Raw genomic sequence first — 15,204 nt, 5'->3', positions numbered from 1 at the left:
TTTTAAAATTCTACATTAATACCTACAGAAATTGTTCTTGGGCTAGGGTATCTTCCGTTATCGATACCTGTTAGCAGTACATTTTGGTTAAACGACCCAACTTCAGGATCATAGCCATCGTATTTAGTAAAGGTAACAAGGTTTTGTACAGAACCATATAGTCTTACTCTGCTAATTTTCGATTGGTTTAGCATATCAGATGGTAAGGAATAACCAAGTGTAAGGTTTTGAATTCTCATGTATGAACCATCTTCTATGTAACGTGTAGAAATATTTAAGTTAGGGTTACTTGTACTGGCAATTGGTCTTGGTACGTCAGTATTTGTGTTATCAGGAGTCCAATAGTTTTGAGTTCCCTGTAGACCATTTTGATATAACTGTGCATTAGCCATTCCTGTTCTCTTAGTAAGGTTTAAGATATCATTCCCATAAGATCCTTGCAGGAATACAGACATATCCCAGTTTTTGTACTTAAAGTTATTTGTAAAACCAAAAGTAAATTTAGGGTGAGGATTACCAATAGCGGTTCTATCTTTAGTGTCTACGACACCGTCACCGTTTACGTCTTTATATTTTACATCTCCAAGTTGCGCTGCACCAGCATCTGTAGAACCGTTAACAGCTCCGAACTGGTTTGGAGAGTTAGTAAGTTGTTCTGTTGTCTGGAAAAGCCCTTCAGCTACATAACCATAGAACATACCGATTGGTGCACCAACCTGAGTATTTGTTACTACATAAGGCTGGTAACCGTTAAGGTTTATCTCCTGTGTTAAAGGTAATGAGTTTACAATATCTGTTAACTTGTTTTTGTAGTGTGAAAAAACAAGAGTAGAGTTATATTGGAAATCTCCTGAGCCTTTAGTGTTATATCCTAAAGTAATATCATAACCATGATTTTGCATTTCTCCAAGGTTAGAGTAAGGAGCACTAATACCTCCATATTGTGAACCTCCACCTGTTAATATGTCAGAAAGCGGCATCTGGAACAGGAAGCCATCAGATACTTTTTTGTACCAGTCAAAACTTGCACTCAGTCTTGATCCAAACAAGGTGAAATCAATACCTAAGTTAGTTTGTTTCATTGATTCCCATGTTGTATTAGGATTTGGCATGTTTGAAAGAAGAAAGCCTGTTCCAATACCAGAGTTTTGCGGATTTAGATTAGCTGAATATGTTCCACCAGGTATTTGCTGGTTTCCGGTTTCACCGTAACCCGCTCTGAACTTGATATTGTCTACATATTTACGAGTATTTTCCATAAAACTTTCATTAGAAAGTTTCCATCCAACAGCTACAGCAGGGAAATAAGCCCATTGTGCTTCAGCGATAGGGTCAAATTTTGAAGATTGGTCAGCCCTGTATGATGCTGAAACGCTATATCTGTTATCAAAATCATATAGTATACGTCCAAAAATAGAGTATAATGAAGCGCTACCCTGATATCCAGTAGTGACAGTTTGTTCAGGATCAGCAAGGTTGATAGTGTGGGGATCGTTAACTAAGAATCCTGTAGCATATATTGAAGTACCTTCCCAATGTGTGTCATTCGACTCCAAACCTCCCATTACTGTTACATGATGTTTACCAAATGTATTATCATATGTTAAAAGGTTCTTTAAGTTGGTAGAGTACCAGTTCTGATCCCTCTGATAAAGGTCGGCAGTTATGTTTGTCTGTACTCCCCAGTAGTAAGTAGGAAGGAAATCTTTCTGGTTAGAGAATTCCGTATTTGCACCAAGCTCAAGTCTGTATTTTAAGCCTTTAGCAAGGTTAGCTTCTGCGTATAAATTCCCTAAGAAGTTTTTTCTAACCAGTTTATTGTCTCTAACAAGAGCCTCAGCTACGGGGTTAAAATATGTTGAATTTTGATCGTTACTTTGGGGACCTGCAAAACTTCCGTCAGGATTTCTTACTGGTATGTCCGGAGCCTGAAGAAGCGTGTTGCTAATGATTCCGCTGTAACTTTGGTTTACAGTTAGTTTTTCATTAGTAATTCCCATATTAACATTAGTTCCTACTTTTAACCAGCTCTTAACCTGAGAATCAACATTTACGCGGAAATTGTATCTTTTGTATCCAGAACCTAACAGAGTACCTTCCTGGTTAAGGAAACCTCCTGAAAGATAATATGATGTTCCGTCTTTAGCTCCTGAAAATGAAAGCTGATGGCTTGCTGATTGTGCAGTCTGGAAAACTTCATCCTGCCAGTCTGTACCTTCTCCAAGTAGTTCAGGGTGCATGAATTCCGGACGAAATTGTGAAATATCGTTTCCATACGCAAGGTATAGGTCTTTTTGCCATTGAGCATACTCGCGAAGGTTAAGTACATCCAGTTTTTTGTAAACTGACTGGATAGAAGTATAGCCTTCATAGGTAAGTTTTCCGTCACCTTTTTTACCTGATTTAGTAGTAATGATGATAACACCATTAGCACCTCTTGAGCCATAGATAGCAGTTGCAGAGGCGTCTTTAAGGATGTCGATAGACTGGATATCGTTAGGGTTAATCATTGAAAGCGGGCTTACAGCGTTATTACCGGCACCACCGCTCGACGAAAAATCATTACCTGAAATAGGTCTTCCGCTCATTGATTTACCTGTTGCATCACCCGAAACTGGTACGCCATCAATTATATATAATGGTTCGTTAGTTCCTGAAATTGAGGTAGTGCCGCGAACTCTTATTGAAGCCGCACTTCCCGGTTGACCTGAGTTGTTGGTTACTGATACCCCCGCAGCTTTACCCTGAAGCATCTGATCTACAGTAGTTTGCTTAAGGTTTTCGATATCTTTTGCACGTACAGATGAAACAGCACTGTTGATATCGTCTTTTTTCTGTGTACCATATCCTATAACTACTACTTCCTCAAGAACTTTTGCATCTTCTTTTAGTGTTACATTGATTTGTTTTTTTCCTTTTACGGCTACTTCCTGAGCTGCATACCCAATGAAGCTGTAAACAAGTGTACCGTCTGCAGGAACATCGATAGAGTATTCTCCATCAAGATTTGTAGCTACGCTGGTTGTACCTCCTTTTACCGATACGTTTGCCCCCGGAATAGTCATTCCGGTAGGGTCTTTTACAACACCGCTAACGATGTTTTGAGCCTGCAAGGAGCCCAGGGTACAAAATAGTAACATCATAAGGGACAGCGCTTTGCCCTTGGTGTACCATTTTGTTAGATAATGTAAAGTGTTACCCATAATTTGTTTGTGTTAGGTTAGTTACTGACTTTCTAATAAATAAACAGTTTAATTTCGCTTTCAGCAATTTAAGGGTTCATTTATTGACAAAAACAAATTTATGGGAGTTGTTAAGCGTTTGTTAATATTATTTTATCATTTAGTGATAATATTTTCTCTAACGTTTGCGTAAAACAGGTTTGATAATATATTTGTAAAAAAAATATTAATATTAATTAATTGACTGTCAATATTTTGATTATTTTTATGCCTTTGCTTTTTTAAGCCGTAAGAGTTGTATTTTTTAATCAAAAGAGGCTTATAAAAAGCGTTTCATACCATAAAATTCTTCACGGTACTGACTTGGAGTTGTATTTTTTATACTCTTAAAAATACGGTTAAAGTTAGCGATATTATTAAATCCTGATTTGAAAGCGATTTCGGAAATACTCAAATCTTTTTCAACAAGCCATCTTGCTGCATACCCCACACGGATATCATTTAAATAATTGACAAAGGTCTTATTGGTACGTTTTTTTATAAAACGGTTAAAAGATACAGGGCTCATGCTTGCGATGTCGGATACATCGTCCAGGGTAATTTTATTAGAGAAATTCTTTTGGATGTATTCATAAACCAGTTTCATCTTGTCATCATCTTCAAAAGTATCATAATCTACTGTAAAAGTTGAAAGCAAACGCTGATTGCGCGAATTAGCCATATCATGCAATATGGATATTATCTCAAGAAAATAATCCATTCCGTCAAGTTTGGATATTTTAACGATCCTGTCGGCAAGCTCCATTCCTGTTTTTTTTGAAAACAGTATGCCGTGGTTAGATCGGTTAAACATGTCTTTTATAGGCATCATTATTCGGCGATCTAATAACGATTCACTAAAAAGATCATTGTGGAATTGTATCGTGATTTCGTGGATACCTTTGTTTTTACATTTGTTCAATTCCCATCCGTGATACAGGTTTGGACCAACAAGTACAAGTTCTACGTCGTCAATCTCTTCAATATGGTCGCCAACTATCCTTTTAACACCTTTTCCGTTAAGGATAAAATTAATTTCATACTCGGGGTGATAGTGTATCGGGAAGTCAAAAGTATCTTTTAACCTGTCAAAAACAAGAAAGCTATCTCCTTTTGTAAGAGGAGGAATTTCCCTGTGAAATTTTTGGTTGTCCATTTCGTAGTTTTTATTTGCAATTATATGATATAATATTGATAAAATAATATTAACTTAAATTTATGACTAAAATTATCTTTGGCATTATCAAAAAACCCACTTTAAAATTGCTTTCTTATAAATATTTGATGAAATTATTTGTGAATTTATCAATCTTAGCAATTCATTTTTAAGTAGATATACGTAGATGAAAAACAAAATCATTATAATGCTTGCAGTTTCGCTTACAATTTCATGTAAGAGTGTTTCTCAAACTGCAGGTACCCCAATAGACAAAAAAGCTACTAAAGAAACGGTTGCTTTATACAAGAATCTTTTCAGGCTGAAAGAAAAAGGTTATATGTTCGGACATCAGGATGCACTTGCTTATGGTGTTGAGTGGAAATATGAGGAGGGAAGAAGTGATATTAAAGATGTTACCGGAGATTATCCTGCTGTTTATGGCTGGGACTTGGGAAGGATAGAAAACAAATCGGATAAAGATCTTGATGGTGTTCCTTTCGATAAAATGCGTGAGTTTATCAAACAAGTTTATGACAGGGGAGGTGTTAACACTTTCAGCTGGCACGTAAATAATCCATTAAGTGGTAAAGATGCATGGGATAATACGGAGGGTACTGTTGCTTCTGTATTGCCCGGAGGTTCACAACATGAAAAGTTTAAAGGCTGGATGGATAATGCAGCAGAGTTTTTACTCACTTTAAAAGGTAGTGACGGAAAGCCGGTGCCTATTTTATTCAGACCATACCATGAATTTACAGGAAACTGGTTCTGGTGGTGTAAAAATACTACTAGTGCAGACCAATTTAAAGGTTTATGGAAATTCACTGTTCAGTATTTTGAATCAAAGGGGCTTCATAACCTGATATATGTTTATAATACTTCGGATGCTAATGTTCAGACGGAAGCTGATTTTATGGAGTATTATCCCGGTGATGAATGGGTTGATGTTGTGAGCTTTGATATTTATCAGGGTGGTGATGGAGAAAAACAGGACAAATTTGTTGCTGATACTAAAAGGCTGGTAACCATTATAGATAAGGTTGCTAAAGAACATAATAAGTTGTCTGCTATTGCGGAGACCGGTTATGAGGCAATTCCATATTCAAAATGGTGGACAGAAACGTTAACCAATGCCATTGGTGACAAAAAAATATCATATGTGCTTTTATGGAGAAATCATGGCTGGAATGAGCATATGAATCCGCCAAGGATGCATTACTATGCTCCTTATCCAAAGAATGTGTCTGCTGATAATTTTAAACTATATTATAAAAAGAGCAACACATTGTTCCAGAAAGACGTAACCAAATTTAAACTTTACAAATAATATTGGGTGTAAAAGCCTTTACGATATGAGATTAACTGCCATAGATTTAACAATAATAGCCTTTTATTTTATCATGATGATCATTATAGGGATCGTCATGAAAAACAGAGCAAAGCGAAGTAAAGACAGTTACCTGATGGGAGGTAAAAAACTTCCGTGGTATATGCTTGGACTTAGTGATGCCAGTGATATGTTCGATATTAGTGGTACCATGCTTTTAGTGAGTATGGCGTTTTTATATGGATTTAAAAGTGTTTGGATTCCGTGGATGTGGCCTGTATTCAATCAGGTATTTTTAATGGTTTTCCTGAGTAAATGGCTTAGAAGAAGTAACGCGACAACAGGAGCCGAGTGGCTTGGAACACGTTTTGGACTTACTGATAAAGGAGTGAAGCAGAGCCATGCAATAGTTGTTGTATTTGCACTAATGCTTTGTATCGGTTATATGGCCTATGCCTTTGTTGGAGTGGGAGAGTTTTTAGAGATATTCATTCCTTATGAAAGCATTAAAGAAGTTGTCCCTTTCCTTAATCAGAATTTAGAGCAGTATACTGCAGGTTCAGAAGCATATACAACCGCTTTATATGCAGCGAAACACACAACTGCCCAGTTTTATGGTGTTAGTATATGTTTGGTAGCTACGTTTTATAGTATTGTTGGAGGTATGCACGGAATTGTATTGGCGGATTTCATCAAATATATGATCATGATTGTTTGTTCATTATTTGTAGGAACGATTGCCATGATCCATCTGGCAGATTCAGGGATAATATTTACAGATAAAATGCCTTTAGGCTGGGATAGTCCATTCTTTGGAGCAGAACTGGGGCTCGACTGGCAAAATATACTGGCAGATGCACAGATTAAGCTTGAAAAAGATGGTTATAAATTATTTTCTGCAGTTGTAGCAATGATGTTCTTTTCAGGAGTACTGAAAAGTCTTGCTGGTCCTGCGCCGAACTATGATTGCCAAAAGATCTTAAGTACAAAATCACCGGAAGAAGCAAGTAAAATGAGTGGATTTATTTCAATCATTCTATTGCCTATACGATATTTCATGACAATGGGTCTGTGTATTTTGGGAGTTCTTTATTTTAAAGATCTTACACTGAGCCATACGGCTGATGGGGTTAATTTTGAGAGTATCATGCCGGCGGTAATCAACAAGTATCTTCCTGTTGGGTTGGTAGGTCTTGTTTTGGCCGGTTTCCTTGGTGCTTTCATGAGTAATTTCTCTGGTACTCTTAATGCCGGACAAGCTTATATCGTAAATGATATTTACCTTAAATACTTTAAGCCGGAAGCCGATAGAAAACAAATTATCAGTATGGGATATCTTTCCGGAGCTGTAATGGTAATTCTTGGTGTTGGTCTTGGCTTATTCATTAAGGACGTTAATATGATATTTAATATCATAACTGCCGGATTATATGGTGGTTTTGTATGCGCCAATGTTTTAAAATGGTATTGGTGGAGATTTAATGCAAGTGGTTTCTTCTGGGGAATGTTTGCGGGTATAGTTGCCAGCGCAATACCACCGGCGTTATCGGTAACAGGTGTAACGACTTACTTTGATGGTACAAGTATGTTATACTACTTCCCAGTTTTCATTATCATTCAGCTTATAGCTTGCGTATTGGGATCTTATGCTGCACCGCCGACAGATGAGGCTACGCTTAAAAATTTCTACAAAACAGTAAGACCATGGGGCTTCTGGAAACCTGTGCGTGAAGCTATTCAGGCAGAAGATCCTACAATCGAGAGAAACAAAAACTTCAAAATCAATATGTTTAACGTAGGTATGGGTATTGCAGGACAAATATTACTGACACTACTCCCTATGTATTTTATATTATCAAAATGGACTGGCCTTTTCGTAGTGCTTGGTCTTTTAGCAGTGATATTTATTGTTATGAGAAAAACGTGGTGGAACAGGTTAAGTGATTTTTAAAAAAGAAAGTAAAATTTAAAGTTAATATTCGAAATGGGTAATGCAACAACTGATAAGCTGGTTTTAATACCAAACTATGATGCACTTTTAAAAGAGCACAATCAGCTTGTCGAAAAGAAAAACGAACCGGTAGCAAACGGCAACGGAGTATATACACGTTATAAAAATCCTGTAATTACTCCGGCACATACTCCTTTAACCTGGAGATATGATCTTAATGCAGCTACTAATCCGTTCGGTATGGAACGTATAGGAATCAATGCTGCCTTTAATGCCGGTGCTATTAAATGGAATGGCAAATACATAATGTGTGTACGTGTTGAAGGTGTAGACAGAAAATCTTTCTTTGCTATTGCTGAGAGCCCTAACGGAGTGGATAATTTTAAATTCTGGGATAAACCATGTGTTATCCCTCAACTTGAAGACCATGATACCAATGTGTATGACATGAGGCTTACTCTTCATGAAGATGGATGGATTTATGGTATTTTCTGTACAGAAAGAAAAGACCCGAATGCACCCGCAGGTGATACTAGTTCTGCTGTGGCTAATGCGGGTATTGTGCGTACTAAAGATCTTGTGAACTTTGAAAGACTTCCTGATCTTGTATCAAACACTGGTCAACAACGTAACGTGGTTATTCATCCGGAATTTGTAAATGGGAAATATGCACTTTACACCCGTCCTCAGGATGGTTTTATCGATGTTGGTAGCGGAGGAGGTATTGGCCTTGGTTATGTTGACAATATGGAAAATCCTGTTGTAAAAGATGAAGAGATTATATTTGGAAAAGTATACCATACTATATATGAGCTTAAAAACGGACAGGGACCTGCACCAATAAAAACTTCTAAAGGATGGCTTCATCTTGCTCATGGTGTTCGTAATACTGCAGCGGGTTTACGATATACATTGTATATGTTTATGACTGATCTGAATGATATTACTAAAGTAACGCATACACCGGCAGGATACTTTATGGCTCCTGAAAATGAAGAAAGAGTAGGAGACGTTTCTAACGTACTATTTACAAACGGTTGGATTGCGGATGAAGATGGTACTGTATATGTTTATTATGCTTCATCAGATACCCGTATGCATGTAGCGGTTTCATCGATTGATAAACTGGTTGATTATGTTATCAATACTCCGGAAGATACTTTTACTTCAGCAGGTTCAGTAAATACAATTATCAAATTAGTAGACAGTAACAGCAAATTTTTATAATGGCCAACCTAAAAGCAGAAATGTACAATGAATTGCTCTCTATTTTAGATTATTGGAGTAGTAATTCAGTTGATGATAAAAATGGTGGTTTTATAGGTACAATAGATTTTGCTGAAAATAAAGATTTTGAAGCTGAGAAAGGTTCAGTATTAAATGCCCGTATTTTATGGGCATTTTCTGCTTCTTATCCTGTTACCAAAGATGAAAACCATTTCAAATTAGCCAAAAGGGCTTTTGAATACATATATCAGCATTTTTATGATACTGAAAATGGGGGGATTTACTGGAGTGTGAATTTTGATGGTACTCCTAAAGATACTAAAAACCAAATTTATGCACTGGCTTTCGTGATTTATGGGTTATCTGAATATTACCATATGTCTAAAAATGCTAAAGCTTTGGAGCTGGCTATAAAACTGTACAATGTTATAGAACAGTATAGCTATGACCGTATTCATAAAGGCTATTTTGAGGCCTTTACCCAAAACTGGCAACCCATAGACGATTTGCGTCTTAGCGATAAAGATGCTAATGAGAAAAAGACAATGAATACGCATTTGCACATTGTGGAAGGATATGCAAATTTATACAGGGTTTGGAAGGATGAAGGTTTAAAAGCCAAGATATCCGAATTACTTCATACTATAAATGATCACTTTATGAACGAAGAAACCGGGCATTTGCATCTTTTCTTTAATGAAGAATGGATAGAAAAACCAGATGTTATCTCATACGGGCATGATATTGAAGCAGCCTGGCTCTTATTGTGGTGTGCTGAGATGATTGAAGATACTTCGCTTATAGATATTTATAAAAAGTATGCCGTTATTATGGCTGATGCTACTGTAGAAGGGATAGATGCTGATGGAGGACTTTGGTATGAATATGACCCTCACCAAAGAAAACTGATAGCCGAAAAGCATTGGTGGCCGCAATCAGAATTGTGGATAGGCATGATAAATGCATGGCAGCTAACGGGAGATAAGAAGTATTTTGATATTGCCAATACCAACTGGCAATTTGTAAAGAAACATATACTTGATACTAAAAACGGTGAGTGGATTTGGGGTGTAAATGCTGACTATTCTCTTATCGAAAAGGATAAAGCCGGTTTTTGGAAATGTCCCTATCATAATTCCAGGGCTTGTATAGAACTTATTAAAAGATTACCGGGATAATTCGTGGTAGTTGTGTAAATAGTATGTTTTTTTGACAAAAAAGCAGTAGTCCGAAAACGTTTGAAGTGGTAATTTAACATTATGTTTAAATAGCATTTTAATGCATTTATTCTGAATTTAGTAGTGCTGTGTTGGCACATTTAATAGCCGGCAATAACACAATTATTGCCGGCAAATTTTACCATTTATTAATGAAAAATAAACTTTTTATACTCAGTCTTGCATTATCAATGCTGACAGTTTTGGGCTGCTCTGATGATAATGGCTATGTAGGTATGTCACCAACGAATCCTGTAGAGGAAACTCCTGATTTGATTACTGTTGCCAATGTGCGCTCTTATATGTCTGACCCCAATGCTACTCAGGAAACTGTAGCTTTGTTCTATAATCTTAAAAAACTTTCTAAAACACAATACCTTGTAGGGCAGCAGGATGCATTTAATGGATTTTATAATAATGTTTCTGGCAGTTCTGATATTAAAAAAGCAACAGGTAATGATCCGGCATTATTGGGCTCTGACTTTATGTTTATTACAGATAAGCAAAATAACGGGCAACCTGACAACTGGTTCTATCAGCAGGAACTAAAAATTACATCGGATGTAAAAGAGGCTTACTCAAAGGGTATGGTAAATATTTTTTGCTGGCATTTGAGGGAACCTTATAATCAGGATACATTTTATGCCGACGATATAACTGATCCCCTACAAAAGGCTAATGTTTTTAAGAGCATATTGCCGGGGGGAGAAAATCATGAACTTTATAAATCGAAGCTTGATAAGGTTGCTGATGTATTTAATCATCTGACTGACAATACAGGTAAACTGATACCTGTAATTTTCAGGCCATTTCATGAATTTGACGGTAATTGGTTTTGGTGGGGAGCAACATATTGCACTCCTGATGAATATAAACTGGTTTGGAAATTTACAGTTGAATACCTGAGGGATACTAAAAATGTACACAATGTATTGTATGCTTTTTCTCCTGATAATAGTTACTCCACTGCATCTCAATACCTGAGCCGTTATCCCGGAGATGCTTATGTTGATTTGTTAGGAATTGATAACTATGGCGATTTTAGCAACGGAAGTACTGCCGGCGTTACAACAGCTAATAATAAACTTAAGATGATATCTGATCTTGCAAAAGAAAAGGTAAAGATTGCTGCCATGACCGAAACAGGATACAGGGTAACAACGTCAACAGCTCCGATCAATAATTTCTTTTCGAACAATATTTATACGGCAATGACAGCAAATAGTGTGGAGTTGGCTTTTGTGATGTTTTGGGCAAATAACCAGGATGGTTATTATGTTCCACCGTCAGGGCAAAGCAACACGCAGGATTTTAAAGATTTTACGCTAAAAGGAGAATCTGTTCTTCAAAATACAATTCCTCAAATGTATGTATTGCCATCAAATTAAAGTTACCAATAAACAATTATACTATACTCAGTAATCCCCGGCGTAAGACGGGGTTTAGCATTAAACTATGAAAAACACTCTTAAAAAGTTATTATGTACAGCTATAGTGCCACTAGCACTTTCCTGTTCAGCACAAAAACAAGTTCAGCCTCAAATTACAGTCAAAGGCACGCAATTTTACAAAGGTGATAAACCGTATCATTATATAGGAACAAACTATTGGTACGGAGCTTTGCTGGCAGCTAAAGATGGTGGTAACAGGGTACGTTTGGCAGAAGAGCTGGATCAGTTAAAAGCTAACGGTATTGATAACCTTCGAATTTTGGTTGGCGCCGAGGGCGGGACACAGGACTTCACGGTAACACCTGCTTTACAGTCTAAACAGGGTGAGTATAATCAGAATCTTTTAAATGGATTGGATTATCTGCTGAATGAGATGGGCAAAAGAGGCATGTATGCTGTATTGTACCTTAATAATAACTGGGAGTGGAGCGGAGGTATGTCGCAATATCTGGAGTGGAATGGATATGGCCCACTTCCGAATCCTAATATTAAACCCAATACATGGCCTCAGTTTATGGAGTATACGAAACAATTTCATAAATGTGAACCTTGTATAAAGGCATTTGATGACCATATCAAGTACATCTTAGGGCGTACAAATCCTTATTCTAAAAAGAAGTATACTGAAGATACTACTATCATGGCATGGCAGATTGCTAATGAACCGCGTGTATTTACAGCAGATAACGAAGCGGCATTTACCAAATGGCTTAATGGTGTAGTGGATCTTATTGACAGTCTGGATAAAAATCACCTGATTTGTACAGGATCGGAGGGTAAAGCCGGTTCGGCTGACGATGCCGCTATTTTTGAACGTACACATAATAATTCGAAAATAGATTACCTGACAATGCATATCTGGCCTAAGAACTGGGGATGGTATAACCATACAAAACCTAAAGAAACATTACCACCTACAATAGATAAAACGTTGGCCTATATTGATGAACATGTTGCTATTGCAAAACGTTTAGGTAAGCCTATTGTATTGGAGGAGTTTGGTTTACCAAGAGAAGGTGAAAGTCTATCAAAACAGTCATCAACTGCCGACAGGGATGCGTTTTATAAAGCCATCTTTGAAAGGCTTGAAAAAAGCATTAAAAACAAGGAAACCTTTACTGCTCTAAACTTTTGGGGTTATGGCGGAACAGGAAAAAATAACCCGGATAACGGCAAATGGAAAAAAGGGGATGATTTTACTGCTGACCCTCCACAAGAACCACAGGGATTAAATTCAGTGTTTAGTACTGATACTTCAACCCTGAACCTGATAAAAGAATATAATTCTAAAATAAGGAAATAAAAAATGGGACCTCAATTGAGGTCCCATTTTTATAGTAATTTATTATTTCAATTCAAATTCAGTTTCCTGAACATTGTCTGAGCTTGTTCCTACAAAAACTTTAAATGTTCCCGGCTCAACAAGATATTCGCCTTCATTATTAAAGAAGCCTAATTCTTTGTCGGTTAAAGTAAAGGTAACGGTCTTTGTTTCGCCTTTTTTGAGCGATATCAATTCGAAACCTTTTAGTTCCTTAACCGGACGTGAAAGGCTTGCTGCAATATCCCTTATGTATAACTGAGCAACTTCTTTACCGTCGTAATTACCTGTATTGGTAATGTCTACAGATACTTTTACTGTTTCACCTTTAGTGTAAGAGCTCTTATCTAATTTTGGAGCACTATATTTAAAGGTAGTATAGCTAAGGCCATGTCCAAAAGCAAACTGAGGTGTTTTCTCCACATCTGTATAATGTGACCAGAATACATTGTTGTCACTGTTAGCAGGTCTTCCTGTACTGTGCTGATTGTAATAAATAGGTACCTGACCTACATTACGAGGGAAGCTCATAGGAAGCTTTCCGCTTGGATTATAATCGCCATACAATACCTGAGCAACAGCATTACCGGTTTGCGTACCAAGATGCCATGCCTCAACAATAGCAGGAATGTGTTCTGCAGCCCATGGCAATGCCAACGGACGGCCATTGTTAAGTACCAAAACAACATTAGAATTTACTTTGTAAATTGCCTCAAGTAATTCCTGTTGAAGTCCTGGAAGGTCAAGGTTAGTTCGGCTGCGGCCTTCACCACTCTGGAATCCGTGTTCGCCCAATACCATTACTACTACATCGGCAGATGCGGCAGCATTTTTAGCGGCCTCAAACCCGCTGCGATCGGTAGTATTGAAAACAACTTCATCAAGGAAAGTGGTTTTACCAACGGTAAGGTCGGCACCTTTCTCAAAAGTAAGGGTGTTGCCTTTGTACTGTTGCATACCTTCAAGTACAGATACAGCTGTATTATCGTCTGAAGCAATTCTCCAACTACCAAGCGGACTGTTTTTGTCGTTTGCCAATGCACCTATCAGTGCAATTTTCTGTCCACTTTTCTTAAGAGGCAGGAGGTTCTTTTCGTTCTTTAAAAGTACTATAGATTTTTTTGCCATATCCAGTACAGCTTCATGATTAGCCTTACTGTTTATTACTTCTTTTTCTCTCTTTTCGTTACAGTAACGGTATGGGTCGTCAAACAGTCCAAGTTCGTATTTCACACGCAATATCCTTCTGACAGAATCATCCACGAGTTTAATATCCACTTTACCTTCGTTAACTAATTTAACAAGCTCAGCTACATATAAATGCGATTCCATATCCATATCAGCACCTGCTTTTACAGCTTTTAGAGAGGCTTCTGCACCATCTTTAGCATAACCGTGAGCAATCATTTCGCGGATTGAAGCCCAATCGGTAATGATAAATCCGTCAAATCCCCATTTACCTTTCAGAATGTCTCTTTGCAGGAAGCTGCTGCCTGTTGCCGGTACTCCGTTAAGAATGTTGAAAGAGTTCATGAAGGTACGAACACCTGCATCTTTAGCGGCTTTGAATGGTGGAAGTACAGTATTGTAAAGCGTTGCATTACCAATATCTACAGTATTGTAATCTCTGCCGGATTCTGCAAAACCATAGGCAGCAAAGTGTTTGGCGCAGGCAGCAATTGTGTTAGGCGCAGAAAGGTCATCTCCCTGAAAACCTTTTACCCTTGCAGTAGCTACACGTCTCCCCAGGAACGGATCTTCACCGGCACCTTCCATAACGCGTCCCCAACGGGCATCACGGCTAATATCTACATTTGGGCCAAAAGTCCAGTTGATACCAGAAGCCGAAGCCTCATCTGCAGCAACCTGAGCCGATTTTTTAATAGCTTCCATATCCCAGCTTGCAGCTTCTGCCAAAGGGATTGGACTAAGTGTTTTATATCCGTGAATAACGTCAAAACCTATGATCAACGGAATACCCAGGCGTGTTTCTTCCACAGCGATTTTTTGTACTGCACGTACCTGATCTACTCCGCGTACAGTAAGCATTGAACCTACCCATCCTTTGCGAAGGTGCTCATACTTTATAGCAGCATTTCCTTCTTTAGGTGAAGGTCCGGTTACATCCCAAAATCCGTTGTATTGGTTCATTTGGCCCACTTTTTCTTCAAGTGTCATTTTTGCCAGTAGTTGATCTACTTTTTGTTCAATTTCCTGTTTCTTATCCATAGGTTTCTTTTTTTGCGCGTGAGCTGTCCCTAAGGAAAACAGTGCAAGCAGCAAGAGTGTTTGTGATTTTTTCATTTATGTTTGTTTGTATTGGAAAGCTT

The 15,204-nt window shown here is 37.7% G+C and carries 9 protein-coding genes; 6 read left to right on the top strand and 3 right to left on the bottom strand.

The features are described from left to right. Positions 1-2: 2 nt before the first annotated feature. Together DEU42_RS03500 and DEU42_RS03495 are read right to left on the bottom strand one after the other, a co-directional pair. Complete coding sequence (locus DEU42_RS03500) at positions 3-3,143, bottom strand: SusC/RagA family TonB-linked outer membrane protein (protein ID WP_233506610.1); 3,141 nt, start codon at positions 3,141-3,143, stop codon at positions 3-5. 358 nt (positions 3,144-3,501) lie between these two features. Continuing rightward, complete coding sequence (locus DEU42_RS03495) at positions 3,502-4,377, bottom strand: AraC family transcriptional regulator (RefSeq protein ID WP_114756882.1); 876 nt, start codon at positions 4,375-4,377, stop codon at positions 3,502-3,504. 187 nt (positions 4,378-4,564) lie between these two features. Here DEU42_RS03495 and DEU42_RS03490 point away from each other — a divergent pair, with 187 nt between their 5' ends. From DEU42_RS03490 to DEU42_RS03465, 6 genes are all read left to right on the top strand, one after another. Further along, complete coding sequence (locus DEU42_RS03490) at positions 4,565-5,707, top strand: glycoside hydrolase family 26 protein (protein WP_114756881.1); 1,143 nt, start codon at positions 4,565-4,567, stop codon at positions 5,705-5,707. A gap of 25 nt (positions 5,708-5,732) precedes the next feature. Continuing rightward, positions 5,733-7,658 (top strand): sodium:solute symporter family protein, encoded by a 1,926-nt coding sequence (locus tag DEU42_RS03485; RefSeq protein ID WP_114756880.1) that lies wholly within the window; start codon positions 5,733-5,735, stop codon positions 7,656-7,658. A gap of 33 nt (positions 7,659-7,691) precedes the next feature. After that, positions 7,692-8,885: a glycosidase gene (locus tag DEU42_RS03480; RefSeq protein ID WP_114756879.1), complete on the top strand. Its 1,194-nt coding sequence runs from the start codon at positions 7,692-7,694 to the stop codon at positions 8,883-8,885. Beyond that, positions 8,885-10,063 carry an AGE family epimerase/isomerase gene (locus tag DEU42_RS03475; protein ID WP_114756878.1) on the top strand — a complete coding sequence of 393 codons (1,179 nt, stop codon included), beginning with the start codon at positions 8,885-8,887 and terminating at the stop codon, positions 10,061-10,063. Before DEU42_RS03480 ends, DEU42_RS03475 begins: the two co-directional genes overlap by 1 nt. Positions 10,064-10,254: 191 nt before the next feature. Continuing rightward, positions 10,255-11,490 carry a glycoside hydrolase family 26 protein gene (locus DEU42_RS03470; protein ID WP_114756975.1) on the top strand — a complete coding sequence of 412 codons (1,236 nt, stop codon included), beginning with the start codon at positions 10,255-10,257 and terminating at the stop codon, positions 11,488-11,490. Positions 11,491-11,557: 67 nt separating this feature from the next. Further along, entirely contained in the window at positions 11,558-12,856 is a 1,299-nt protein-coding gene (locus DEU42_RS03465; protein ID WP_114756877.1) for a glycoside hydrolase 5 family protein, read from the top strand. A 42-nt stretch (positions 12,857-12,898) separates the two neighbouring features. Here the strand turns inward: DEU42_RS03465 and bglX are convergent, their stop codons facing one another. Then, the gene (bglX, locus tag DEU42_RS03460; protein ID WP_114756876.1) at positions 12,899-15,178 is read right to left on the bottom strand and encodes a beta-glucosidase BglX; all 2,280 of its coding nucleotides are present in this window, start codon (positions 15,176-15,178) and stop codon (positions 12,899-12,901) included. Positions 15,179-15,204 lie beyond the last annotated feature (26 nt).

It is taken from the genome of Flavobacterium sp. AG291 (genome assembly GCF_003350375.1).
In the GTDB taxonomy this organism is placed as follows: Bacteria; Bacteroidota; Bacteroidia; order Flavobacteriales; family Flavobacteriaceae; genus Flavobacterium; species Flavobacterium suzhouense.
This window is presented reverse-complemented; position numbering and strand designations above follow the sequence as displayed.